Origin of the sequence: Nocardia sp. NPDC019323 (genome assembly GCF_044389845.1) — a bacterium.
Classification (GTDB): domain Bacteria; phylum Actinomycetota; class Actinomycetes; order Mycobacteriales; family Mycobacteriaceae; genus Nocardia; species Nocardia implantans.
The window spans coordinates 767,887-792,200 of sequence record NZ_JBIRYN010000001.1; the positions used below are offsets into that span (position 1 = coordinate 767,887).

27 protein-coding genes are annotated in these 24,314 nt (G+C 70.0%); 12 read left to right on the plus strand and 15 right to left on the minus strand.

Annotation, left to right across the window (positions count from 1 at the left end):
- Positions 1-19 precede the first annotated feature (19 nt).
- Complete coding sequence (gene dxs, locus ACH49X_RS03560) at positions 20-1,915, minus strand: 1-deoxy-D-xylulose-5-phosphate synthase (protein ID WP_195082237.1); 1,896 nt, start codon at positions 1,913-1,915, stop codon at positions 20-22.
- Between the two features lie 350 nt (positions 1,916-2,265).
- Here dxs and ACH49X_RS03565 point away from each other — a divergent pair, with 350 nt between their 5' ends.
- Positions 2,266-2,940: an SIMPL domain-containing protein gene (locus ACH49X_RS03565; RefSeq protein ID WP_323124426.1), complete on the plus strand. Its 675-nt coding sequence runs from the start codon at positions 2,266-2,268 to the stop codon at positions 2,938-2,940.
- Here ACH49X_RS03565 and ACH49X_RS03570 read toward each other — a convergent pair.
- Both ACH49X_RS03570 and ACH49X_RS03575 read right to left on the minus strand, forming a co-directional pair.
- Positions 2,921-3,328, minus strand: coding sequence for a glyoxalase (locus tag ACH49X_RS03570; protein ID WP_195082235.1), 408 nt, complete (start codon positions 3,326-3,328; stop codon positions 2,921-2,923). The genes ACH49X_RS03565 and ACH49X_RS03570 overlap by 20 nt on opposite strands.
- 25 nt (positions 3,329-3,353) lie before the next feature.
- The gene (locus ACH49X_RS03575) at positions 3,354-3,653 is read right to left on the minus strand and encodes a DUF1330 domain-containing protein (RefSeq protein WP_067809898.1); all 300 of its coding nucleotides are present in this window, start codon (positions 3,651-3,653) and stop codon (positions 3,354-3,356) included.
- Between the two features lie 122 nt (positions 3,654-3,775).
- On the opposite strand from ACH49X_RS03575, the gene ACH49X_RS03580 reads away from it, so the two are divergent.
- Positions 3,776-4,579 (plus strand): enoyl-CoA hydratase, encoded by an 804-nt coding sequence (locus ACH49X_RS03580; RefSeq protein WP_195082233.1) that lies wholly within the window; start codon positions 3,776-3,778, stop codon positions 4,577-4,579.
- Positions 4,580-4,583: 4 nt separating this feature from the next.
- Here the strand turns inward: ACH49X_RS03580 and ACH49X_RS03585 are convergent, their stop codons facing one another.
- Both ACH49X_RS03585 and ACH49X_RS03590 read right to left on the minus strand, forming a co-directional pair.
- Positions 4,584-5,996 carry a TRAM domain-containing protein gene (locus ACH49X_RS03585; RefSeq protein ID WP_357206757.1) on the minus strand — a complete coding sequence of 471 codons (1,413 nt, stop codon included), beginning with the start codon at positions 5,994-5,996 and terminating at the stop codon, positions 4,584-4,586.
- A 19-nt stretch (positions 5,997-6,015) separates the two neighbouring features.
- Complete coding sequence (locus tag ACH49X_RS03590; protein WP_195082231.1) at positions 6,016-8,004, minus strand: APC family permease; 1,989 nt, start codon at positions 8,002-8,004, stop codon at positions 6,016-6,018.
- A 161-nt stretch (positions 8,005-8,165) separates the two neighbouring features.
- Between ACH49X_RS03590 and ACH49X_RS03595 the strand changes: the two genes are divergently transcribed.
- A complete protein-coding gene (locus tag ACH49X_RS03595) occupies positions 8,166-8,831 on the plus strand; it encodes a TrkA family potassium uptake protein (protein WP_195082230.1) in 666 nt (221 codons plus the stop codon).
- A 2-nt stretch (positions 8,832-8,833) separates the two neighbouring features.
- A complete protein-coding gene (locus ACH49X_RS03600; protein WP_195082229.1) occupies positions 8,834-9,505 on the plus strand; it encodes a TrkA family potassium uptake protein in 672 nt (223 codons plus the stop codon).
- Between the two features lie 52 nt (positions 9,506-9,557).
- Here the strand turns inward: ACH49X_RS03600 and ACH49X_RS03605 are convergent, their stop codons facing one another.
- From ACH49X_RS03605 to ACH49X_RS03615, 3 genes are all read right to left on the minus strand, one after another.
- Positions 9,558-10,184 (minus strand): sigma-70 family RNA polymerase sigma factor, encoded by a 627-nt coding sequence (locus tag ACH49X_RS03605; protein ID WP_323124427.1) that lies wholly within the window; start codon positions 10,182-10,184, stop codon positions 9,558-9,560.
- A 157-nt stretch (positions 10,185-10,341) separates the two neighbouring features.
- Entirely contained in the window at positions 10,342-11,040 is a 699-nt protein-coding gene (locus ACH49X_RS03610; protein WP_195082228.1) for a DUF3159 domain-containing protein, read from the minus strand.
- Positions 11,041-11,043: 3 nt separating this feature from the next.
- On the minus strand, positions 11,044-11,421 hold the full coding sequence (locus tag ACH49X_RS03615; protein WP_067808861.1) for an OB-fold nucleic acid binding domain-containing protein: 378 nt from the start codon (positions 11,419-11,421) through the stop codon (positions 11,044-11,046).
- Positions 11,422-11,553: 132 nt separating this feature from the next.
- Here ACH49X_RS03615 and ACH49X_RS03620 point away from each other — a divergent pair, with 132 nt between their 5' ends.
- Positions 11,554-12,249 (plus strand): alpha/beta hydrolase, encoded by a 696-nt coding sequence (locus ACH49X_RS03620; RefSeq protein ID WP_195082227.1) that lies wholly within the window; start codon positions 11,554-11,556, stop codon positions 12,247-12,249.
- 10 nt (positions 12,250-12,259) lie between these two features.
- On the opposite strand, the gene ACH49X_RS03625 is transcribed toward ACH49X_RS03620, so the two are convergent.
- Positions 12,260-13,129, minus strand: a complete 870-nt coding sequence (locus ACH49X_RS03625) for a DUF3710 domain-containing protein (protein WP_195082226.1) — start codon at positions 13,127-13,129, stop codon at positions 12,260-12,262.
- Between the two features lie 5 nt (positions 13,130-13,134).
- On the minus strand, positions 13,135-13,635 hold the full coding sequence (gene dut, locus ACH49X_RS03630; RefSeq protein WP_195082225.1) for a dUTP diphosphatase: 501 nt from the start codon (positions 13,633-13,635) through the stop codon (positions 13,135-13,137).
- Positions 13,636-13,708: 73 nt separating this feature from the next.
- On the opposite strand from dut, the gene ACH49X_RS03635 reads away from it, so the two are divergent.
- The gene (locus ACH49X_RS03635) at positions 13,709-14,200 is read left to right on the plus strand and encodes a DUF3093 domain-containing protein (RefSeq protein WP_195082394.1); all 492 of its coding nucleotides are present in this window, start codon (positions 13,709-13,711) and stop codon (positions 14,198-14,200) included.
- 23 nt (positions 14,201-14,223) lie between these two features.
- Here ACH49X_RS03635 and ACH49X_RS03640 read toward each other — a convergent pair whose 3' ends face one another.
- Positions 14,224-14,526, minus strand: a complete 303-nt coding sequence (locus tag ACH49X_RS03640) for a DUF4193 domain-containing protein (protein ID WP_039799153.1) — start codon at positions 14,524-14,526, stop codon at positions 14,224-14,226.
- Positions 14,527-14,901: 375 nt separating this feature from the next.
- Between ACH49X_RS03640 and cei the strand changes: the two genes are divergently transcribed.
- Positions 14,902-15,579 carry an envelope integrity protein Cei gene (gene cei, locus ACH49X_RS03645; protein WP_195082224.1) on the plus strand — a complete coding sequence of 226 codons (678 nt, stop codon included), beginning with the start codon at positions 14,902-14,904 and terminating at the stop codon, positions 15,577-15,579.
- Here cei and ACH49X_RS03650 read toward each other — a convergent pair whose 3' ends face one another.
- Positions 15,580-16,482, minus strand: a complete 903-nt coding sequence (locus tag ACH49X_RS03650; protein WP_323124428.1) for an inositol monophosphatase family protein — start codon at positions 16,480-16,482, stop codon at positions 15,580-15,582. It abuts the gene before it with no gap.
- 197 nt (positions 16,483-16,679) lie between these two features.
- Between ACH49X_RS03650 and ppgK the strand changes: the two genes are divergently transcribed.
- The 3 genes from ppgK (at position 16,680) to ACH49X_RS03665 (ending at position 20,297) form a co-directional block, all read left to right on the plus strand.
- A complete protein-coding gene (ppgK, locus tag ACH49X_RS03655; RefSeq protein WP_067808872.1) occupies positions 16,680-17,438 on the plus strand; it encodes a polyphosphate--glucose phosphotransferase in 759 nt (252 codons plus the stop codon).
- A gap of 193 nt (positions 17,439-17,631) precedes the next feature.
- Complete coding sequence (locus ACH49X_RS03660; RefSeq protein ID WP_195082222.1) at positions 17,632-19,011, plus strand: RNA polymerase sigma factor; 1,380 nt, start codon at positions 17,632-17,634, stop codon at positions 19,009-19,011.
- A gap of 521 nt (positions 19,012-19,532) precedes the next feature.
- Entirely contained in the window at positions 19,533-20,297 is a 765-nt protein-coding gene (locus ACH49X_RS03665; protein ID WP_357206759.1) for a rhomboid-like protein, read from the plus strand.
- On the opposite strand, the gene ACH49X_RS03670 is transcribed toward ACH49X_RS03665, so the two are convergent.
- On the minus strand, positions 20,298-21,482 hold the full coding sequence (locus ACH49X_RS03670; RefSeq protein WP_195082220.1) for a cation:proton antiporter: 1,185 nt from the start codon (positions 21,480-21,482) through the stop codon (positions 20,298-20,300).
- A 3-nt stretch (positions 21,483-21,485) separates the two neighbouring features.
- Positions 21,486-21,968, minus strand: a complete 483-nt coding sequence (locus ACH49X_RS03675; RefSeq protein WP_067808878.1) for a cation:proton antiporter regulatory subunit — start codon at positions 21,966-21,968, stop codon at positions 21,486-21,488.
- An 84-nt stretch (positions 21,969-22,052) separates the two neighbouring features.
- Here ACH49X_RS03675 and ACH49X_RS03680 point away from each other — a divergent pair, with 84 nt between their 5' ends.
- Positions 22,053-23,255 (plus strand): histidine kinase, encoded by a 1,203-nt coding sequence (locus ACH49X_RS03680; RefSeq protein ID WP_357206761.1) that lies wholly within the window; start codon positions 22,053-22,055, stop codon positions 23,253-23,255.
- Positions 23,252-23,899: a response regulator gene (locus ACH49X_RS03685; protein ID WP_195082219.1), complete on the plus strand. Its 648-nt coding sequence runs from the start codon at positions 23,252-23,254 to the stop codon at positions 23,897-23,899. Before ACH49X_RS03680 ends, ACH49X_RS03685 begins: the two co-directional genes overlap by 4 nt.
- On the opposite strand, the gene ACH49X_RS03690 is transcribed toward ACH49X_RS03685, so the two are convergent.
- Complete coding sequence (locus ACH49X_RS03690; protein WP_357206762.1) at positions 23,900-24,259, minus strand: DUF952 domain-containing protein; 360 nt, start codon at positions 24,257-24,259, stop codon at positions 23,900-23,902.
- Positions 24,260-24,314 lie beyond the last annotated feature (55 nt).

Consider the following 24,314-nt stretch of genomic DNA (forward strand, 5'->3'; position numbering starts at 1 on the left):
CGCCCGATGCTCGCCCGCGTCAGCGAGCGGCCAGCCACCCGCTGATCCGCCGGGCGATGTCCGGGCCGGTGAGGCCGAGTCCTGCGTGCACCTCACCGCGCGAGGCATGGTCCAGGAACTGTTGCGGCACACCGAGATCGCGGGTCGGGATGTCGAGCCCGGAGTTGCGCAGGCGGGCCGACACCGTGGAGCCGATACCGCCGTGCAGGCCGCCGTCTTCCAGCGTGACCACCAGCCGGTAGTTCTCCGCGAGCTTCAGCAGGGTGTCGGAGACCGGCAGCACCCAGCGCGGGTCGATGACCGTGACCGAGACGCCTTCGGCATCCAGCAGCTGCGCCGCCTCCAGCGCGGTGCCTGCGAACGAGCCGACCGCGACGAGCAGCACGTCGCCGTGCACCGCCTGCACCGAGCCGCCGTCCGGCTCGGCCATCCGGAGCACATCGATGCCGTCCAGCCGTTCCACCGCGGAAATGTCCTCGGCGACACTGCCTTTCGGGAACCGCAGCGCCGTGGGCCCGTCGTTGACGGCCAGCGCCTCGGCCAGTTCCTCCCGCAACGTCGCGGCGTCGCGCGGAGCGGCGACCCGGATGCCGGGGATGATCCCGAGGACCGACAGATCCCACATGCCGTTGTGGCTGGCGCCGTCGGAGCCGGTGATGCCCGCACGGTCCAGCACCACGGTGACCGGCTGCTTGAGCAGCGCCACGTCCATCAGCAACTGGTCGAAAGCGCGGTTGAGGAAGGTCGAGTAGATCGCGACCACCGGATGCATGCCGCCGAGCGCCAGCCCCGCCGCGGAGGCCATGGCGTGCTGTTCGGCGATGCCGACGTCGAACATCCGGTCGGGAAAGCGCTCGCCGAACGCCGCCAGTCCGGTGGGGCCAGGCATCGCCGCGGTGATGGCGACGATGTCGGCGCGACGCTCGGCGTGCGCGATCAACTCCTCGGAGAACACCGAGGTCCATCCGCGCGCCTTCGGACCGCCGACCGGGACGCCGGTGAGCGGGTCGATGGGGTCGCAGGCGTGCATCTGGTCGGCGACGTGGTTCTCGGCGGGCGCGTAACCGCGGCCCTTCTGCGTCACGGCGTGCACCACGACGGGGCCGCCGAAGTCCTTGGCCCGGCGCAGCGCGGCCTCCAGCGCGACGACGTCGTGGCCGTCCACCGGCCCGACGTACTTCAGGCCGAGATCACTGAACAGTTCCTGCGGGCTTACCGCGTCCTTGATGCCCGCCTTGACCGCGTGCACCATCGAGTACGCCGATTCGCCCACCCGGGGGATGGCCTTGAGGATGCGCTTGCCCGTGTCCAGGGCGTGCTCGTAGGCGGGCTGGGTGCGCAGCGCCGTCAACCGCTCGGCCAGGCCGCCGATGGTGGGTGCGTAGGAGCGGCCGTTGTCGTTGACCACGACGACCACGGGGCGGTCGGAGGCGGCGATGTTGTTCAGCGCCTCCCAGCACATGCCGCCGGTGAGCGCGCCGTCGCCGACGATCGCGACCACGTGCCGGTCCTGGCCGCTGAGCGCGAACGCCTTCGCCAGACCGTCGGCGTACGACAGCGCCGCCGAGGCGTGCGAGGACTCCACCCAGTCGTGGGCGCTCTCGGCCCGGCTCGGGTAGCCGGACAGGCCGCCCTGCTTGCGCAGCGAGTCGAATTGATCTTTGCGCCCGGTCAGGATCTTGTGCACGTAGGCTTGGTGTCCGGTGTCGAAGATCAGCGGGTCGGCCGGCGAGTCGAAGATCCGGTGCAGGGCGATGGTGAGTTCGACCACACCGAGGTTCGGACCGAGGTGCCCGCCGGTCGCGGCGACTTTGCGCACCAGGAACTCGCGGATCTCCTCCGCCAGCTCGCGTACCTGCGGCACGGTCAGCCTGCGCAGATCATCGGGCGTGTCGACCCGGGAAAGCACTCCCACCTGAACTAGCTCCCTCCGGATAGCGCATCTGATCCGATCAGTCTACGGAGCGGCGGCCGGTGCTCCCGCACGAGAACGATCACACCGACCGGCATGGCGTCGAAATGTGAGCCTCGACATACGGTACCCGGCCCAGAGTGACAGGGCGATCCGGCCCGAGCAACTCTCGCGCGCAATCGAACCGGGGCAGCGGCACGATCCGCCACGAGCGTGCGCACCGGCTGCCCAGCTGTCGGCCGGTTCGCCCGAGCCTTCGCGCAGACCGGCGCGAATGATCCCGGCCCCGGCGCGACCACTGAGCGGGCACGATGGTGCGGTACGGATCGACCGCGACCGACGAGGAGAGCTCCGTGGACGACAACACCGATTCGCGTGCGGGCACCGTCACCACCTACGGGCACGGCGTCGCCCGCGCCGTGCCCGACCTCATGCGGGTGACGATCTCGGTCGAATCGCGCGCGAGCAAGGTCGCGCTCGCCTACCGCCGGGCCGGTGAGCGGGTGGCCGCGATCACGCGATCGCTGCGCTCCGACGGCGTCGCCGGCGTGGACATCGCCACCAGCGGACTGTCGGTACAGACCGAGACGGTGTGGACCGAGGGACAGGGCAACCGCGTCACGGGGTACCTCGCGAGCACGTCGCTGACGGTCGCTTTGCGCGATATCGGCCATGATGCCGACCCCGGCCCCGGCACGGTCATCGCCGACTGCGTCGAGGCGGGCGGTGACGATGTCCGCCTCGGCGGTCTGGTCCTCGCCTTCGCCGATCAGGAATCCCTGCTCACCCGGGCCCGCGATGCCGCGTGGGACGACGCCGTCGCCAAGGCCGAGCAGTACGCCCGGCGGGCGCGGCGCTCGCTCGGAGAGGTGGTCGAGATCACCGAGGACACCGCCGCCGCGCCGCCGGTGCCGCGCGCGCAGTCCCTGTCGGCCCCGATGGAGGCCTACCGCGCCGTCGCCGTCCCGGTGGAGCGGGGCGAGAGCGAGATCCGCGCGGACCTGCGCGTCACGTGGCGACTGGCCTGACAGCTGCTGTTTCCGCCGCGCCGCGGTCCGCCAGGAACTCCAGCCGATTGCCCACCCCGTCGCGGGTGTGGAACCGCCGCCGCCCCGGAATCTCCGCCGGATCGGCCCAGACGACCGGATAGCCGGCCGCGGCGACCGCGGCAGCGACGGCGTCGATGTCCACCACGAACGCCGGATGCGCTTTGGCGGCCGGGCGGAAATCGGCTTCCACACCGATGTGCAGTTCGCCGTCCGGGCCACCGCGGCCGGGGACGCGGAACCAGCAACCGCCCCTGGCGGCGAGCAGCGGCGGCTTCGGGAGTTCGGCCCATCCGAGCACTCCGGTGTAGAAGGCGCGCTGCCGGTCTTCCGCACCTGCGGGACAGCACAATTGGACGTGATGGATCATGCTTCCATCGTGCCCGAGGCCGGGTTCACGAACCGTGACCCAGACCTCGCACCAGCAGGGTGACCGTGTCCGCTCCGGCGTGCCGATCCTTCGAGATCTCCTGGTACTCCGGCGAATCGGCCCAGGCGCGGAAGGACGGCTCGTCCGGGAAGGAGATCAGCACCACCTTCTCGCGATCGGTGACGCCCTCGATGGTCTGCGGGGACTCGTCGGCGGCCAGCAGTGTCCCGTTGTAGCGGACGAAGACGTCCAGGAAGCGTGCCTGGTAGCGGTCGTAGGCGGCGCGATCGGTGAACTTCAGTTGCGCAATTGCGTACACGGTCATGGCTGTGACTCTAATTGGACGGTCCGGCGGCCCCGCACCGGTTCGGCGGCGCCCCGCGCGAATTCACCGCTGCGCCGGGCCCGGCGTGCCTATATTGAGGTCGTCACCGTCCAGGAGGTCGCATGTCGTTCGTGCTCATCGACAAACCACGGCCCCATATCGCCCTGGTGACGCTGAACCGGCCCGAACGGATGAACGCGATGGCGTTCGACGTGATGATCCCGCTGCGCGAGGCGCTGGAGCGGGTGCGCGCCGACAACGACGTCCGGGTCGTCGTGCTGACCGGCGCGGGACACGGTTTCTGTTCCGGAGCCGACCTCACCAGCGCGGGAAAGGTGCCGAACGTCGACGGGCTCACCGTCACCAGTGTCGCGCGCCGGTCGATGGATCTGCTCAACGACGTGCTGATCGCGCTGCGGCGGATGCACCAGCCGGTGATCGCCGCGGTCAACGGCGCGGCCATCGGCGGCGGGCTCTGCCTGGCCGTCGGCGCCGATATCCGCATCGCCGCCGAGGACGCGTACTTCCGCGCCGCCGGCATCAACAACGGCCTCACCTCGGCCGAACTGGGTCTCAGTTATCTGCTGCCCCGTGCGGTCGGCGCGTCGAGGGCATTCGAGATCATGCTGTCCGGCCGCGACGTCGACGCCACCGAAGCCGAGCGCATCGGTCTGGTCTCCCGCGCCGTCGCGGCGGCGAAACTGCTGGACACCTGCTACGACCTTGCCGAACGCATCATCGGCTTCAGCCGGGTCGGCACCGAGCTCACCAAGCGCATGCTGTGGAGCGGCATGGAGGCGGGCGGCTTCGAATCGCACATGCAACACGAGGGCACTGCGCAGCTGTACGTGCGCCTGACCACCGGCAATTTCGACGAGGCGATCCGCGCCCGCCGGGACCGCAGACCCCCGGTCTACGAGGACTGACCGCTCAGCGCTCCAGCAACGCGAGGCATTCCACGTGGTGCGTCGCGGGGAAGGCGTCGAAGGCGCGCAGGTCGGCGAGCCGGTAACCCGCCGCCCGGTACAGGCCGAGATCGCGGGCGAACGCGGCGGGATCGCAGCCGACGTGGACGATCCGCCTCGGACCGCTGGCGGTGACCGCGCCGATCACCTCCTTGCCCGCGCCCGCGCGCGGTGGATCGAGCACCACGACGTCCGGGGCGGCCGCGCCGACGTGCTCGAGCACCCAGCGCTCCACCCGCTGTGCCCGCAGTTCCACCCAGGGCAGGTCGCGCAACGCGGCGGCGCCGTCGGCGACGGCGGGACGGGCCGATTCCACCGCGAGCACCACACCGGTGCGCCCGGCCTGTTCGGCGAGGCGTGCGGCGAACACCCCGGCGCCACTGTAGAGGTCCCACGCGCGCCCGCCGGGCCCGAGTTGCGACCACTCCGCGATCAAATCCGAATAACGTTGCGCCGCACCGCGATGCGCTTGCCAGAAGCCCGTCGCGGCGACCTCCCAGCGCCGCCCGGCCACGTACTCGACCGCGCGCCCGCTGCCCTCGAACACCCACTCCTCACGCGCCGCGTGCGCCGCCGCACGTCGCGCGGACGCCGCGCGCCGGTCGTCGCGGCCTGCGGACTCCGCGGCGGACCGGTCTCCCCCGCGCCGATCCCGCCCGTGCGGACGGTCGCGTCGACCTCCGCCGCGCCGATCCCGGCCACCCGGCTCCGATCGCCGCCCGCTTCCGCCGGGGCCGCGCCGATCCCCGCCGCGACCGCCCGGTTCGGCATCCGCGGCGGGCGCCAGCTCGACGACGTGCCGGATCCCGTCCCCGTCCACCGCGATCACCAGATCGGCGCCGGGCGTCCATCGCCGCTGCGCGAGCCCCTCCAGCGCTCCCGTGACCGGTTGCGGGCAGCGCAGATCCGGGATCACGTCGGTGCTGCGATAGCGGTGCACCCCGGCACGTCCGTGCGCGTCGACCGCGAGGCGCACGCGGGTACGCCATCCGCCGCCCACGTCGCCGGGCCCGATGGACTCCACCACCACGTCGCGCTCGATCCCGGCCACCCGCCGCAACTGCTCGGCCACCACCGCGGCCTTCAGCGCGCGTTGGGCCTGCGGCGTGGCGAAGGAGAAATCGCAGCAGCCCGCGCCGCCGGGACCGGACACCGGACAGGTGGCAGGCACCCGATCCGCGGACGCCTCCAACACTTCGACCGCGTCGGCGCGGAAGAACGAACCGCCGCGATCCTCGGTGACCCGCGCCCGCACCAGCTCGCCGGGCAACCCGTGCCGGACGAACACCACACGTCCCTCGTACCGTGCGACACAGAACCCGCCGTGACCCGGCGGCCCGAGCCGCACCTCGAACGTGCCGGTCCGCCGATCGCTCATCCCGAATGCTCCGCGGACGTCATGTCCGATCCTCGTACCCGCGCCGCACCGCGCCGGGAGCGTTCACCACGCCCGGGGTGCGCGCCCGCGCCGACGAACTCAGCTGCCACGGCACGCTGGTCACCATCACGCCCGGCTCGAACAGCAGCCTGCCCTTCAAGCGCAGGGCGCTCTGGTTGTGCAGCACCTGTTCCCACCAGTGGCCCACCACGTACTCGGGGATGAACACGGTCACCACGTCGCGCGGGGCGTCTTTGCGCACGCGCTTCACATAGTCCAGCACCGGCTTGGTGATCTCGCGATAGGGCGATTCGATCACCTTGAGCGGCACCGTGATGTCGCTGTTCTCCCACTCCCGCACCAGCGCCCTGGTGTCGGCCTCGTCGACGTTCACCGTGACCGCCTCCAGCGTGTCGGGGCGGCTGGCGCGCGCGTAGGCGAGAGCGCGGCGCGTCGGCAGATGCAGCCGGGACACGAGCACGATGGAGTGCGAGCGGCTGGGCAGCACACCGTCCCACTCGTGCTCGTCCAGCTCGCGGGCGACCGAATCGTAGTGCCTGCGAATCAGTTTCATCACGACGAAGATCGCCACCATGGTGAAGATGGCGATGTAGGCGCCCGCGAAGAACTTGGTGATCAGCACGATCACCAGCACCGCTCCGGTCGCGCTCAGACCGACCGCGTTGATCACCCGCGAGCGCTTCATCCGCGCGCGCTGCGCCGGGTCGGCCTCGGTGCGCAGCAAACGGGTCCAGTGCCGCAGCATGCCGGTCTGACTGAGCACGAACGAGACGAACACGCCGACGATGTACAGCTGGATCAGCTTGGTCACCTCGGCGCCGAACAGCACCACGAACGCGATCGCCGCGCCGGACAGGAACAGGATGCCGTTGCTGAAGGCCAGCCGGTCGCCTCTGGTGTGCAGCTGGCGCGGCAGGTAGCGGTCCTGCGCCAGGATCGAGCCGAGCACGGGGAATCCGTTGAACGCGGTGTTCGCGGCGAGCACTAGGATCAGCGCGGTCACCGTCGTGATGAAGAAGAAGCCGAGCGGGAAACCCTCGAACACGGTCTCGGCCAGCTGCGCGATCAGCGTCTTCTGGTGATAGTCCGACGGTGCGCCGGTCAGGTCGGCGACGTCGTGCGCGTACACCACCCCGATCTTCTGGGCGAGGATGATGATGCCCATCAGCAGGACGATCGCGATCGTGCCGAGCATCAGCAGGGTGGTGGCGGCATTGCGCGACTTGGGTTTGCGGAACGCCGGCACGCCGTTGCTGATCGCCTCCACGCCGGTCAGCGCGGCGCAGCCGGAAGAGAACGACCGCGCGATGAGGAAGGCGAACGCCAGCCCGTAGAGATGCTCGTGCTCGGCGATCAGGCCGAAGCCCGCCGATTCGGCCCGCAGGTCGTCCCCGAGCACGAAGATCCGGAACAGACCCCAGCCCAGCATGATGAACATGCCGATGATGAACGCGTAGGTCGGAATCGCGAACGCCGTGCCCGACTCCCGCACACCGCGCAGATTGATCGCGGTCAGCAGCGCGATGGCCACGACGGCGAACAGCACCTTGTGCGTCGCGACGAATGGAATGGCCGAGCCGATGTTGGACGCGGCCGATGAGATCGACACCGCGACGGTGAGCACGTAGTCGACCAGCAGCGCGCTGCCGACGGTCAGGCCCGCGTTGGGCCCCAGGTTGGTGGTCGCCACCTCGTAATCGCCGCCGCCGGACGGGTAGGCGTGAACGTTCTGCCGGTAACTGGCCACCACGACAGCCATGACGAACGCGACGGCCAATCCGACCCAGGGGGCGTACAGGTAGGCCGCGACCCCGGCGGCCGAGAGCACGAGGAAGATCTCTTCGGGGGCGTAGGCGACCGATGACATCGCATCGGATGCGAACACCGGGAGCGCGATTCGCTTCGGCAACAGCGTGTGGCCCAGCGAGTCGCTACGGAAAGGCCTGCCCAGCAGCACTCGCTTCGCTGCCGTCGTCAACTTGGACACTGGAGCGAGCATAGGCCCCCGCACGGGGGATCGCGCGCGTGGCTCGCAGGTTTGCTCGCCGGCTGGAGGGGGAACGTGGCCGGTGGAATCATTCGACGGGTAGCGTTCGACCGAACAATGAAGCAGACCGAACACCACGGTTCCAGGAACGAGGTTGCACGGTGTACGTAGTGATCATGGGGTGCGGGCGCGTCGGCTCGTCGCTGGCCCACGCCCTGGTCCGCGTAGGTCACGAAGTCACCGTGATCGACCGGGACCCCAGTTCCTTCCTACGCCTCGGATCCGACTTTCCCGGCGAGCGCGTGACCGGTGTCGGATTCGATCGAGATGTGCTGATCAAGGCCGGGATCGAGCGGGCGGACGCGTTCGCGGCGGTGTCCTCCGGCGACAACTCGAACATCATCTCCGCCCGGGTCGCCAGGGAGATGTTCGGCGTCGAGCGCGTGGTGGCCCGCATCTACGACGCCAAGCGCGCCGCGGTCTACGAACGCCTCGGCATCCCCACCATCGCCACGGTCCCGTGGACCACCGACCGCTTCCTGCGCGCGCTCGTCGGCGACACCGGCACCACCACTTGGCGCGACCCCACCGGAACGGTTGCCGTGACCCAGCTGACGCTGCACGAAGAGTGGTATGGCCGCACCGTGCGCGATCTGGAGCAAACCGTCGCGGCCAGGGTCGCGTTCATCATCCGGTTCGGCCAAGCGCTGCTGCCCGACAGCAAGACCATCGTCCAGGCCGACGACATCGTGTATGTGGCCGCGGCTTCCGGCGCCGTGGGCGAGGCCGTCGCCTTGGCCGGAAAGCCCCCAGCGAGCGAGGACTGAATATGAAAGTGGCCATCGCCGGAGCAGGCGCCGTCGGCCGATCCATCGCCAGGGAGCTCCTGCGCGGCGGGCATCGGGTCATGCTGCTGGAGCGTGCGCTCGAGCACATCGACTCCGACGCGATTCCCGACGCGGTCTGGGTGCACGCCGACGCGTGCGAACTCGCGCTGTTGGAGCAGGCCGGTCTGGAGACCTACGAGGTGGTCATCGCGGCCACCGGTGACGACAAGGCGAACCTGGTGCACAGCCTGCTGGCCAAAACCGAGTTCGGGGTACGCCGGGTAGTGGCGCGGGTGAACGATCCGCGCAACGAATGGCTGTTCGACGGTTCCTGGGGGGTCGACGTCGCGGTGTCCACACCCCGGCTGCTCGCCTCGCTGGTCGAGGAGGCGGTGTCGGTCGGAGATCTGGTGCGGCTGATGACGCTGCGCCAGGGCCAGGCGAATCTGGTCGAGATGACGCTGCCCGCCGACACCGCGCTGGCCGGCAAACCGGTGCGCACGCTCACGCTGCCGCGCGACGCCGCGCTGGTGACCATCCTGCGCGGCGGGCGCGTGATCGTGCCGCAGCCGGACGACGCGCTGGAAGGCGACGACGAACTGCTGTTCGTGACTTCGGTGGAGGCCGAGGAAGACCTCCGGCTGGAACTCGCCAACCACGGCATCAGACCGTAACTCCCCGTGACACGGCCGGACGCGCATGCTCGGCGCGGCGCTGCCGGAACCCCTACGCGGCCACCTTCAGCTGTGCGCGCAGCTTGTTCAGCGCGCGGTGCTGCATCACCCGGACCACGCCGGGGCTGGTGCCGATGGCCTCGGCGGTCTGCGCCGCGGACCAGCCCAGCATGATGCGCATCACCAGCACCTCACGGTGCGCGGGGGCCAGTACCTGCATGAGTTCTCTTGTGGCGTCGCGCCGTTCGGAGGCCAGCGCCCACTCCTCCGGCCCCGCGGCGGAGGACGCGTGGTCCGGAACGTCGGCCACCGGGTAGGCCGGGTGCTGCTGTGAGCGGCGGAACGCGTCGGCGACCTTGTTGGCCGCGATGCCGTAGACGAAGGCCAGGAACGATTTGCCCTGGTCACGGTAGCGCGGGATGGCGTTGACGGTGGCCAGCAGGACCTCCTGCACCACGTCGTCGGCGGTGACCTGCAGATGGGCGGTGTTGCCGAGACGCGCGCCGCAGTAACGCCGCACCAGCGGATGGACGATCCGGATGATCTCCGCGACCGCCCGGCGATCGCCTTCGGCCGCCGGACCGATCAGCTTGTCCAGCTCGGCCGAGATCCGCCTGCTCTCCGAGAGCGCGGAGTTGTGGGCGACGGGCAGCGCCGTGGTGTTGTGCTCGGTAGTCACGTCCGAGTCCTTTCTCGCCGATCAGTGCGTGTTTTCCTACGCATAGATCGTCTGATGAACTCGGAAGGGCGACCAGTCACCCCAGGGTGGGGAAGCACCCACCTCGGCGGTGGGTATCTCACCACCCCTGTGGTTTTCGCCGGAGGGCGGTGGAGGGTTAACGCTCAGCCGGTTCGGTGGCGCGCACCGTCTTGGCGGGCAGGTGGCCGGCCCGGCGCACGGCCCAGATCGTGACGGCCAGCGCCACCGCGGTCAGCGGCCAGCCCATCGCGATGCGGGCGAAGGCGAGCCAGCCGGTGCGGTCGGTGTCGTAGAGTTCCGACTGCACCAGATAGCGCGCCCCGAACACCAGAATCCACGTGGTGGTGGCGAGGTCGTAGAGACGCACCGAGCGCGGATCGGACCGCCAATCGGAGCCGTGGCCGTTGAGCACACCCCAGATCACGCCGACCAGCGGCCTGCGGACCAGGATGGACGCGAGGAACACCCCGGCGTAGACGAGGCTGGTGTAGATCCCGAAGAGAAAGAAGCCTTTCGCCTCGCCCATCCGGTAGGCGATGAAGGCGCAGATGCCGACGCCGAAGAAGCCCGAGATGGCGGGCTGCAGGGGATCGCGCCGCACCAGACGCCACAGGAGGATGGCGGCGGCCACCCCGAGGGCCGACCAGATCGCGGCGGCCAGCCCGGCGAAGCTGTTCACGGGAACGAACACGACTACGGGGAGCGTCGAGTAGATCAGGCCGCTGAAGCCGCCCAGTTGTTCGAGGAGGGTCTGTTCGGCACGTTCCTCGTCACGGTCGGGCGAGTCGAGCCCGGTGCGGTCGTCCGATCCTGCGTTGTCGTTGCTCGAAGGCATACGTCAGCTGTTCCCGCGCAATTCGTAGTAGGGGTTGAAGATCACTTTGCGACCGTCGCGGTCGCCGACCCGGCCACGGACGAGGATGCGCCTGCCCGGCTCGATGCCCGGAATGCGCCTGCGCCCGATCCAGACCAGCGTGATCGCGTCGGTGCCGTCGAAGAACTCGGCCTGGACGCTGGCGCCCGCCGACTTGGGACACGCTTCGACACTGCGGAGCCTACCGAGCATGGTGGCCTCGTCACCACGCCGACACTCCGACGCGCGGCATGCTCCCGAGGCTTCGGATGTCTCGGCCAGCTCTTCGGCATCCAGCTGATCGATGTCTTCGGTCAGCCTGCGGCCCAGACGTCGAAAATACCCTGAGGCTGCGGATGACATTGTGCACGCTCTCCTGCATAGAGCAGATGGCGTGGGTCGCACACCATCGTGAGGGATCCGATCCGCACGGCCCGCTGTGGCCGTACAACGCCACTGTAGATGGGCAGGGCCACCCCCGCTACGCTCGGACCGATGTTCGACTCCCCACACCCCGCTCGCGTCGCGGCGCTGCCCGGCACCGGGTCCGACGCCGATTTCGCCCGGCGCGCCTTCGGGCCCGCGTGCGCCGCACGCGGCCTGGATTTCGTCGCGGTGGAGCCCGACCCGCGCCGGGTGGTTGCGAGCTGCCGAGCAGCGCTGGAGGAGGCAGCGGATGCGGGGCCGGTGCTGGTGGCGGGCATCTCGCTCGGCGCGGCGATCGCGCTGGAGTGGGCCGCGGAGCACCCGGAACGCGTCGTCGGGGTCGTGGCGGCGCTGCCCGCCTGGACCGGGCCCGACACCGCAGCCTGCCCCGCGACGCTGAGCGCGGCGGCCACCGCGGCGCAGCTGCGCGCCGACGGTCTGGCCGCGGTCATCGACCGGATGCGGACGAGCAGTCCCCGCTGGCTGGCGGACGCGCTGACCCGATCCTGGCGGGCGCAGTGGCCGGATCTGCCGCGGGCGCTTGAGGAGGCCGCGGACTACAAGTGGCCCGATGCCGAGTTGCTGTCGGCTTTCCAGCCGCCGCTGGCGGTGGTCACCGCGGTCGACGACCCGGTGCACCCGCGCGCGGTCGCCGAGGAGTGGGCGGCGCTGGCCCCGCGCTCGCACCTGCACCGGATCACCCTGGACGAACTCGGCGCCGATCCCGCGATCCTGGGGCACGCGGGTATCGGCGCCTTCGACTGAGATCGCCTGCTCAGTTCAGGCCGAGTTGCTGCATGGCAGAGCCGTCCGCGCCCCGGCGCGGGCCCTGCGGCAGCCGCGGCACCACCGGTTGCGCACCGGTCTGCGCCGCCACCTGCGCGGCCATCGCCTGCTGCTGGGCTTCCACCTGCTGCTGATGGGCGGCGGCGAGTTGCTCGGCCAGCTGCTGCGGCAACACCACCGGCAGCGGGTCCCGCACCGGCAGCGGGTCCTCGCCACGCCGCACCACCGTCTCGCTCAGGATCGCCCGCGCCGCCTTCACCAGCGGGCTGCCGTCGTTCGCCGCGCCCGAGGGGCCCGCCGCGACCAGCCGCACCATCCAGCGATAGCCGTCCACGCCGATGAAACGCAGGTCGGCGCCTTCGGTCAAAGCCAGCAACTCCCGGCCCCACGGCCCGTTCTCGACCGAGACCCTGGCGCCGTCCTTGCGCAGCGAGTCGGCGAGATCCGCGGCGACCAGCCGCCACTGCCCTGATGTCTTGGGCGCGGCGTAGGCGGCGACGGTGATGCGGCCGTGCTCGGTGGCCAGGTGCACCGCCTGCGGCTGCCCCTCCGGGGTCATCTCGACCTGCAGTTGACCGCCCGGCGGGACCGGCAGCAGCACCGACCCGAGATCCAGCCGCTGCTCGGACACCGAATCCAGCAGGTCGGCGACCTCGTCGTAGTCGTACGGACCCGGCTTGCCGTGCGGCCGGGCGACGTCGAGATCCACCCCCTCGTACGAGCGTTCGTCGGTGGGGGCGTCGTCGTAGAAATCGTCGTCGTACGCGCCCTCGTAGGCGGACTCGTAGTCGGCGTAATCGTCCGCCTCGTCGTACCGGTCGTCCGCGGCCCGGCTCGACTTCTTTCGCTTTCCGAACATTCCCGTCATGCCTCCTCGCCGGTAGCCCGGCCCGCCCCGTTCGTCCACGCGGTCAGGCTCGCGTGACCGCCGCTGGAGCCATAGCCGCCCGCACCCCTGGTCGTCTCGTCGAGCGAGTCGACCTCGACGAAATCCACCAGCTCCACCCGCTGCACCAGCAGTTGCGCGATCCGGTCACCGCGCCGCAACTCGACCGGCGTGCGCGGGTCGTGATTGATCAGGCACACCTTGATCTCACCCCGGTATCCCGCGTCGACCGTGCCGGGGGTGTTCACCACCGACAGCCCGGTCTTCGCGGCCAGACCCGAGCGCGGATGGATCAGGCCGACGGTGCCGACCGGTAGCGCTACGGCGACGCCGGTGCCGACCAGCACCCGCTCCCCCGGCTCCAGGACGACGTCCTGCGTGGTGCACAGATCCACGCCCGCGTCGCCCGCATGGGCGCGCGTTGGCACGGGTATGCCGGGGTCCAGCCGCAGCAAGGGTATGGGTGAAAGTGCGCTCACGTTGGACGAGCCTACGCGTAGGCTGTCTGCCCTCGTGACTTAGTGTTGACTCGTGTCGGACCAGCCCAACCCCATGCCAGCGGACCAGAAAGCGCAGCCAGCCCACCGGTACCGGGAGCGCCTGTGGGTGCCGCTGTGGTGGTGGCCGGTGGCGTTCGCCATCACCGGATTGCTCGCGGCGGAGATCCACATGGGCGCGCCGGGCTTGCGTGCGTGGCTGCCCTACGTGCTGCTGTTCCCCGTGCCGGTCTGGGTGCTGTTGTGGCTGAGCCGCCACCGCGTCGAAGTGGCGCCGGACGCGAACGGCACACCGGAGTTGCGCGCGGATCGCGCACATCTACCGGTGAATTTCGTCGCCCGCGCGGCCGCTGTCGCCCCCACCGCGAAAAGCGCGGCGCTGGGTCGCCAGCTCGACCCCGCCGCCTATGTCCAGCATCGACCCTGGGTCGGGCCGATGGTCTTGCTCGTGCTCGACGACCCGGACGATCCGACGCCGTACTGGCTGGTCAGTACGCGGCGGCCCGAACGGGTCCTCGCCGCGCTCGGTCTACCGAGCGCGGGCTGACACTCTGTTCGATCTCGTCGAGATCAGGCGGCGCAATCCATGCAGATCATCTGGCCGCCCTTCTCACTGGCCAGCCTGCTCCGGTGATGAACCAGGAAACAGCTGGAACAGGTGAACTCGTCGGCCTGCTTCGGGATCACCCGAACCGTCAGCACTTCCTCGGACAGGTCGGCGCCGGGAAGCTCGAACGACTCCGCGGTATCGGATTCGTCGATATCCACGACGGCGGACTGTGCCTCGTTACGACGAGCCTTCAGCTCCTCCAGCGAATCCTCCGACACATCGTCGGATTCGGTGCGCCTCGGTGCGTCATAGTCGGTTGCCATGTCGTCTTCCCCTCGTCCTAACTCCGTGTATCCCGGACCGGTCCGCTCACACCCGATTCCTGCCGGAATCGCCGCGACCGGTACCGCCCCGCCGGTGGTGCACGTCACACGTACACCGGTCGCCTATCAGGGCGGATCATGCCGATCCACTCCGGATAGCGCTGGGTAAACGCAGGACATGCCCTTCTTGTTCCCGCGACCGACCACTGATTCCGCACCGGTGATTCGATCTGGGCCGCCAGACAATAGCGGACGCCGGAGCAAAAGTCGCAATCAAAACACAGCCGAGTCGAAAAAGAGGGGCAATCGACACCTTCTGGGGAACGCACCGAGACCTTGCGTCGCGGCCCCGCCACATTTCCGTACAGTGTGCTGGTGGTTTCACTGATCACCGAAGGCACCGCGACGGATTCGCAAGGTCGGCCGTTCGTGCGCCGCCGCCCCCAGCCCTGGCTCATCATGCTCGGCGTTCTCGCTCTGATCTGCGGGATCGTCTGGATCAAAGCCCTCACCACGCACGACACCGATCACACCGCGATGGCGTGCAACTCGCCGAGCCCGGCCTCGGATCCCGGTGCGGCGCAACCGACTCCGCTCGGTCAGCGGGTCGGCGCCGGCCGCCTGCAGGACGTGGAACCCGCACCGCTGGCCGCGAGCAAGGTGCGCGTGCTGAACGCGAACAACCAACGCGGACAGGCCGCGCACGTCGCCGCCCAGCTCGGCGACCTCGGCTTCGCGAGCGCTCCCGGAACGCAATACGGCAACGATTCGGTATACGTCAACGGCGACTTGGAATGCACCGGGCAGATCCGCTTCGGCGTCAACGGCCGCCCGGCCGCCGCCTCCGTGCAGCTGGTCGCGCCGTGCGCCGAGCTGATCGAGGATCAGCGCGGCGACGACACCGTCGATCTCGTGCTCGGCTCGCTGTTCCGGGACATCCGTCCCAGCAACGACGCCGAGGAAGTGCTGCGTTCGCTCAAGAACCCGGCGCCGGGCAACTCCACATCCATCGATATCAAGCTGCTCGACGCGGCACGGAAAGCACGCTGCTGATCAGCGGTCCGGAATCGGCTCGGTAGCGCCGATCCGGGCCAGCAGCTCGCCCAGTTCGTCGGCGATGCCGGGCGCGGCGGCCACCACCAGGTCGCCGTCGGCGCCCGGCGCCGTCGCGGGCGGCAGCGTCAGCCGCGCGCCCGCCTCGGCGGCGATCAGCGCGCCTGCGCCCCAATCCCAGGCGTTGAGGCCGTGCTCGTAATAGGCGTCGACGCGGCCAGCGGCGACATGACACAGATCCAGCGCCGCCGCGCCGAAACGGCGGATGTCGCGCACGTGCGGCAGCACCTGCGCGACCAGCTCCGCCTGCCTGCTCCTGCGGTGCCTGCCGTAGGCGAATCCGGTGGCGACCAGGGACATCGCCACCGACTCGACGGGCGTGCAGCGCAAATGCTCCACCACGCCGTCGGCGTCGACACGCAGCGCGCCCAGACCGAGCCCGGCGCTGTAGGTGGCCGCCCGCGCGACGTCGACCACGGCGCCCGCCACCGGCCTGCCGCCGCGCAGCGCGGCCACCGACACGGCGTAGCCCGGCACGCCGTAGAGGAAATTGACGGTGCCGTCGATCGGATCGACCACCCAGTGGACGGTGTCGGCACTCGCGTCGTCGATGCTGCCGCCGCCTTCCTCGCCGAGGATCGGGTCGCCCGGGCGCTGTTCGGCGAGCAATTTTCGGATGAGCTCTTCGGTCTCGGTGTCCACGATGGTCACCGGGTCGGTCTCGTGGCTCTTGGACTGCACCGCGCCTTCGGCGTGCGCGCCCGCGGGCCCGAACACCTCGGGACGGCGGGCGCGGACATGGGCGGCGGCCGTCTCGGCGATGTCGACCGCGACGCGGCGCAGGTCGGCTTCGTCGCCACGCGCGACGATCGAGACGAACGAGTCGGCGGTGTAGTCGGACACTGGCGATGAGGTTTCCGGCACGCCCTTTATCGCATCACACATCCTCGCCGAACGCCCAGCCTCGTGGTCCCATTACTCTTGTCGTGCACGACACAGCGCCGTCGTCGGGCATCCCGTCGCAACGCCCGCCGTGGCGTCCCGGGCCCCGTGCAGCGCTGTCATCACATCGGCCAGCACAGGGAAACGAGGGGTTAGTCATGTCCGCTCGGGGGCACGCATTCGGCATCGACATCGGCGGCAGCGGCGTCAAAGGCGCCACGGTCGATCTGGACACCGGCGAGTTGGTCCACGAGCGCATCAAGATCGCGACGCCGCATCCTGCGACTCCGTTCGCCGTGGCCGAGGCGGTGGCCGAACTGGTCGAGAAAGCCCAGTGGACCGGGCCGGTCGGCATCACCCTGCCCGCGGTGGTGCTCGGCGGCGTGGCCCGTACCGCGGCGAACATCGACAAGTCCTGGATCGGCACCGACGCGCGGGCGCTGTTCTCGGCCGCGCTCGGCGGCCGTCCGGTCACCGTGCTCAACGACGCGGACGCCGCGGGCATGGCCGAGGACCACTTCGGCGCGGCGCGCAATTTCGCGGGCCTGGTCATGCTGCTGACCTTCGGCACCGGCATCGGCTCGGCGTTGCTCTACCACGGCACGCTGGTGCCCAACACCGAACTGGGCCACCTGGAGGTCAAGGGCATGGAGAGCGAGCATCGCGCGGCGGCCTCGATCAAAGAACGCGACGACCTGAGTTACGAGCAATGGGCAGCGCAGGTCAGCCTGGTGCTGACGACGCTGGAGAACCTGTTCTTCCCGGTGGTCTTCGTCGCGGGCGGTGGCATCAGCAGGGACTCCGAGAAGTGGATTCCCCTGCTCACCAACCGGACGCCGGTCATACCGGCCCGCCTGCGCAACACGGCCGGCATCGTCGGCGCCGCCATGGCCATCGCGGGGGGCGTCGCGCCGTGAGGCGCGCGGGTACCGCGAGGATGCCGTTCCAGGCATCGTGCCGTAGGTACCCTGGTTAGATCGTTACAATGGAACGTGCCCGGCGCAGCCGGAGAAACCCCGACCGGCCCTCCGCCGGTGAAACCCGACAGATCGCTCCGCCGGAACACCACTCTGGCGTGACGCCGCACGAGACCGTCACGAAAGGGCGTACGTGGTAGCCACGAATACCCGTCAGACCGCCGAATCGGCCGATGCCGACTCCGCAGATGTAACCGCAGCACGGCCGGTCCGTAAGGCTGCCGCGAAGAAGGCTCCGGCGAAGAAGGCCGCCGCCAAGAAGGCGCCTGCCAAGAAGGCCGCCAAGGCGGCCAAGGCTCCCGCGAAGAAGGCCGCCACCAAGAAGGTCGGTCCGGACGGCGAGCCCGGCGCCGAGGAGACGCTCGAGGACGAGTCGCTCGATCTGGACGATCTCGGCGATCTGGAAGTCTCCGAGGAGGATCTCACCGAGGGCGACGATCTGGTCGACGTCGCCGAGGACGCCGAGACCGAGGAAGCCGAGGGCGAGGAGTCCGACGAGCCGAGCGCGGCCGACAAGGCCTCCGGCGATTTCGTCTGGGACGAAGAGGAATCCGAGGCGCTGCGCCAGGCCCGCAAGGACGCCGAACTCACCGCGTCGGCCGACTCGGTGCGCGCCTACCTCAAGCAGATCGGCAAGGTCGCGCTGCTCAACGCCGAGGAGGAGGTCGAACTCGCCAAGCGGATCGAGGCCGGTCTCTACGCCGCGGAGAAGGTGCGCGAGTTCGCCGAGCAGGGCGAGAAGCTGCCGGTCGCGATGCGCCGCGACTACAACTGGATCGTCCGCGACGGCAACCGGGCCAAGAACCACCTGCTGGAGGCCAACCTGCGCCTGGTCGTCTCGCTGGCCAAGCGCTACACCGGCCGCGGCATGGCGTTCCTGGACCTGATCCAGGAGGGCAACCTGGGTCTGATCCGCGCGGTGGAGAAGTTCGACTACACCAAGGGCTACAAGTTCTCCACGTACGCCACCTGGTGGATCCGGCAGGCCATCACCCGCGCCATGGCCGACCAGGCCCGCACCATCCGCATCCCGGTGCACATGGTGGAGGTCATCAACAAGCTCGGGCGCATCCAGCGCGAGCTGCTCCAGGATCTCGGCCGCGAGCCGACGCCGGAGGAGCTGGCCAAGGAAATGGACATCACGCCGGAGAAGGTGCTGGAGATCCAGCAGTACGCGCGTGAGCCCATCTCGCTGGACCAGACCATCGGCGACGAGGGCGACAGCCAGCTCGGCGACTTCATCGAGGACTCCGAGGCCGTGGTCGCGGTGGACGCGGTGAGCTTCACGCTGCTGCAGGATCAGCTGCAGTCGGTGCTGGAGACGCTGTCGGAGCGGGAGGCGGGCGTGGTCCGGCTGCGCTTCGGCCTCACCGACGGTCAGCCGCGCACCCTCGACGAGATCGGCCAGGTCTACGGCGTCACCCGCGAACGGATCCGTCAGATCGAGTCCAAGACCATGAGCAAGCTGCGCCACCCCAGCCGCTCCCAGGTCCTGCGCGACTACCTCGACTAGATCGCCTCCGCCTCGACGCCCGCATCCGTCGTCCGCTCGATTCGTCCAGCGGCCGGCGAATGCGGGCGTCGCGCTTTCCGGCGTGCGGCCCCCGGATGTGCTGGCAACGTCCTTCCCTTAGCACGCCTACTGGCTGACGCATGTCGATTCCCCTTGCGCTGCAGTGCGTTCCGCTCGCGTCCCGGACTTCGCCGAGGATCGACGCCGACCTGCCAGGTCCGGTAGTTTCGGCTCAGGTCTCAGGGGATGATCATCGCCGTGCAGACGTTTCCGCGCGGTGCGCCGCGGCGGGATCACGGCGGCCGACACACCTGCCCAAGGGGTGACCGGAGGCGGTGTTCTGCCCTTCTCGCCATGCAGCTCGCTCCTGTGCGGTTCTCCTGACATCGCGGCTGTGCGGTGCGCCGGAGCGGGATGCCCTGAAGCGTGAAACGGCCGTCATGGTCGCGCACACCGACCCGTGACACAGCGCACACCGGCGCCTGCCGCCGCCCCTGCGCCCCGCCCGGCAGACTTGCGGGGTGGTTGCCTCGACCTCGACTCCGAGCTGGCTCCGGTCACCGTGGACGCGGACGGTCGACCTGCGCGCCGAGTTGCGCGACGGTTCGGCCTGGCTGCGGCGTCCCGGGCTGCCGCGGCGGCTGCTGCCCTCGATCCGCGCGCATCTGGGGGCAGCGCCCGCCAGCACCGCTTACGCGTTCACGCTGTTCGTCACGTGGTGGACGCTTCGCGGGGTCGGTGACTCGGTCGAGCGCCGACTGATCTTCTCCGCGTCGACCAACCTCTACAACATGCGGCACAACCCGGTGCAGGTGCTGGTCGCCTCGGCGTTCTGGACCGACGGCGGATTTCCCTGGGCGACCATCGCCGGGTTCCTGGTCGTCATGGCGTATGCCGAACGCTGGCTGGGCACCGCGCGCTGGATCCTGCTGTTCGCCACCGGGCACATCGGAGCGACGCTGCTGACCGTCACCGGCATCTCCCACGCCATCGACCGCGGCCTCATCCCGCTGCGGGTGGCGGTCGCCGCGGATGTCGGGACCAGCTACGGTTTCTCGGCCGTACTGGCGGCGCTGGCTTTCCGCTTCCGCGGCAAGGCGCGGCTGGTGTGGGCGTGCGCGCTCCTCGCGGCGCTCGGGGTGGCGCTGTGGGTCGAGCCGACGTTCACCGACTACGGCCATCTCTGCGCCGCCGTGATCGGGCTGGCGGTCGGCGCGATCGCGAGCCTGCTCTGGCGGCGGCTGGAGCGGACCGCCGCCCGTCGAGCCAGCGTGGTCGAGGACTGATCAGGAGACCTGGGGTGCGGGGCGGCCGCGGTTCTGCAGCACCCCGACCACGGGCTCGACCACCCGCGCCGCGATCGGGCCGAGCACCGCCATCAGCAGGACGTAGGTCGAGGCGAGCGCGGTGAGCTGACCGTCCATCGCGCCCGCGCTCACGGCGAGTCCCGCGATGACGATGGAGAATTCGCCCCGTGCCACCAGCGCAGCGCCCGTCCGGGCCCGGCCCATCCGCCGGATGCCCTCGCGCGCGGCGGCCCACCAGCCGGTCGCCACCTTCGTCACGACCGTGACCGCCGCCAGCGCGATCGCCCAGCCCAGCACCGGCGGGATCGCTCGCAGGTCGGTGTTCAACCCGAAGGCCACGAAGAAGATGGCCGCGAACAGGTCGCGCAGCGGTTCGAGCATCTTCGCCGCCGCGTGCGCGGTCGAGCCGGAGATCGCGATGCCCAGCAGGAACGCTCCGACCGCCGCCGACACGCTCAGCGCCGAGGAGACGCCTGCCACCAGCAGGGCCGCGCCGAGCAGCGTGAGCAGAAAGACCTCACGGTCGGCGCTGTCCACGATCGCCGAGACGTACCGCCCGTAGCGCAGGGCCACCAAGAGCACCAGCGTGATGGTGATCAGCGCCACCGTAAGGGCACGCAACCCGCTGATCCAGCTGAGCCCGGCCAGCACCGTGGTGAGAATCGGCAGGTACACCGCCATCGCCAGGTCCTCGAAAACGAGGATGGACAGGATCACCGGTGTCTCCCGGTTGCCCAGGCGCCCGAGGTCGTCGAGGACTTTCGCCACGATGCCCGAGGACGAGATGTAGGTGACCCCCGCCATCGTGATCGCGCCGTCGAGACCCCAGCCGAGCATCAGCGCCACCACCGCCCCGGGCGAGGCGTTGACCACGATGTCCACCACACCGGCCGCCCACGAGCGGCGCAGGCCGGTGACCAGCTCCGCCGCCGTGTACTCCAAGCCGAGCAGCAACAGCAGCAGCACCACGCCGATCTCGCCGGCGATATGACCGAAGTCGTGGGCGGCCCGCAGTTCGATGAGCCCTCCCTGGCCGAAGGCGACACCACCGAGCAGGTACAGCGGGATGGGCGACATGCCGATCCGGCCCGCTACACGCCCCAGCATGCCGAGAACGAAAAGAACCGCTCCGAGCTCGATCAGGGCGAGCGCGGTGTCCGTCACGGCTCAGCCGTGCGTCAATATCTTCGCGGCGGCATCCAAGCCCTCCGGGGTGCCGACGACCACGAGCAGGTCACCCGCGGTGAAGGTGAAATCGGGGCCGGGCGAGGGATGCAATTGCCCGGCCCGCATGACGGCCACGATGGAGGCCTTCGTGCGCGTGCGCATCTCGGTCTCGCCGAGGGTGCGCCCGTCGTAGGGCGAATCGTCCCCGATCGGGAGCTGGCGCGTGGTGATCCCGGGCATGTCGCGGTGGTCGTCGTTGAGCTTGGCGACCAGCTGCGGCGCGCCGAGGAGGTTGGCCAGCACCGCCGCCTCATCGGTGGTCAGGGGGATCTGCGCGGCACAGGCGTCGGGATCGTCCAGCTTGGAGACGATCAGGTCGATATCACCGTCGCGGTGGGCGACCACGCCGATTCGGCGACCGGAACGCACTTCGAAGTCCTTCCGGACACCGATGCCGGGTAGTGCGGTGACGTCGACGTTCACGCCTCCAGATTAACCGGATCACCCCCTCGGCGAACGGATCGGTCATCACTTCGGCCGATGGCGCGTCGCGGACGCTGTGCTGTGATGGAGGGCGTGCGGCGGTGGGCGGATGTGCCGGAGCGGATGCGGGACGCGCTGGGCGCGGTGATCGCGTTCGCCGGCGGCGCGGCGCTGTATCTCGCCGGTCTGTCCACCATGACCGAGCGGGGCGAGCACGTGTCGTTGTGGGTGCGGTGCGGTGTGCTGGCCGTGCTGTGCCTGGCGACCTCCTGCCGGCGCCGGACGCCGGTCGCGGCCATGGTGGCCGGCTTGGTCCCGCTGGCCGTCGACATCCGGCTGGGCGCCACGGTGCCGGTGTGGATCGTCTACGCCGACCTGATCTACGCGGCCGTGCTGTACGCCGGGCGCAGGGCGTCGCGGATCACGGCGCTGGCGTGGTCGGCGCTCTGCGCCGTCGTGGTGGCGCTGACCATGGCGCTGACCGGCGACCTGCGCGCGGTCGCGGTGGCGCTGGTGGCGGTGTTCGGTTTCGTCGCGACGCCGATCTGGTGGGCGAACTCGGTGCGCACGCACAAGGAGGTCGCGCACGCCGAGCGCACTCGCGCCGAGGCGCTGACCTTGGTCGCCGAACTCGACCGCCGCGCGGCCGTCGCCGACGAGCGCACCACGATGGCGCGTGACCTGCACGACGTGATCGCCGGGCATCTGTCGGCCATCGCCTTGCACTCGGAGGCGGCGCTCGGCGTACTGGCCCGCCCGGACGCCGACCCGGCGGTGGCCGGGATCGTGCGCGCCATCCGCGCCAACAGCGTCAGCGCGCTGGAGGAGATGCGCACCATGATCGGATTGCTGCGCAGCGACGACGGCGCCGCGGAGGTGGCCGCGCCGCGCACCCTCGCGCAGTTGCCGATCCTGGTGGACGCCGCGCGCGCGGCGGGGATCTCGGTACGGGTCCACGAAGCACTCGACGCCACCACGCTGCCCAGCGCGGTCGACCAGGCCGCCTATCGCATCGTCCAGGAGGCTTTGACCAACGCCATGAAACACGCTCCGGGACAAGAGGTCTCGATCGACGTGCGCACCGGGGAGCAGATGCTGACCATATCCGTCCGAAACCGGACCGCGCCCGCGCGGCCGTCCCGGTCCGTGGCTCGCGCCGGGCGCCGCGGCTTGGTGAACATGCGCGAGCGGGCCGCGGCGCTCGGCGGAAGTCTGCGCGCGGGAAACGATGCCGGCCATTGGGAAGTGCTGGCCACCCTGCCGCTCGGAAGCGCGGGCCCCGCATGACGATTCGTGTGGTGATCGCCGACGACCACGCCGCGATCCGTGCCGGCCTGCGGATGATCCTGGACGTGGAGCACGATATCGACGTGGTCGGCGAGGCCGCCGACGGCGATGTCGCGGTGGCGCAGGCCAAAGCGCTACGGCCGCAGGTGGTGCTGATGGACGTGCGCATGCCGGGAGTGGACGGGATCACCGCCACCGAGCGGATCACCGCGGACGGCCTGGCGCAGGTGCTGATCCTGACCACGTTCGACCTGGACGAGTACGTCTTTCGCGCACTGCGGGCGGGCGCTTCGGGGTTCGTGCTGAAATCCACGTCGGGCCGGGCGCTGGTCGAGGCGGTGCGCGCGGTCGCGGCGGGGGACGGCGTGCTGGCTCCGGAGGTGACGCGGGCGGTGATCTCGGCGTTCGCCGCGTCGAATCACGCTGCGGTGCAGTCGGCTCCTCCGGGGCTCGGCGAACTCACCGAACGGGAACGCGAAGTGCTCGATTGCCTCGGCGACGGTCTGTCCAACGCGCAGATCGCGGGCCGGCTGTTCATCGGTGAGACGACCGTCAAGACGCACGTCTCCCGGGTGCTGGCGAAACTCGGTGTGCGGTCGCGGGTTCAGGCCGCCATCGTGGCGCGTGAGCTCCGCGACCGGTAGTCACGCCGGGAGCGGGGCGAATGTCCCGTCCGCTTCGGGCAGGTACTCCGCGACCCCGGTGACCGCGCCCACCGGCAAAGGGCCGTACAGGTGGGGGAAGAGCATCGACTCCGGATCGGTCGGGACCCCCGGCTCCCATTTGATCGGTGACCCGACGCGGCGGGAGTCGATCCGCAGCAGCACCAGATCGCGCCGCCCCGCGAACAAGCGATTCGCGGGCAGGTGCACCTGCTGCGGCGAGGAGAGATGGATGAACCCCGCTTCGGCGAGTGAGGGGGCACGGTACTCCCCTGTTTGCCGCGCGGAAAGCCATTCATCCAAAGTGCATAGGTGAACCAGCGTGTGAGTGTCACAGGTCACGGGTAATCTCCCGGTAGACAACTTAATCGGTCGATCGAGGTTGTGATGCAGCACA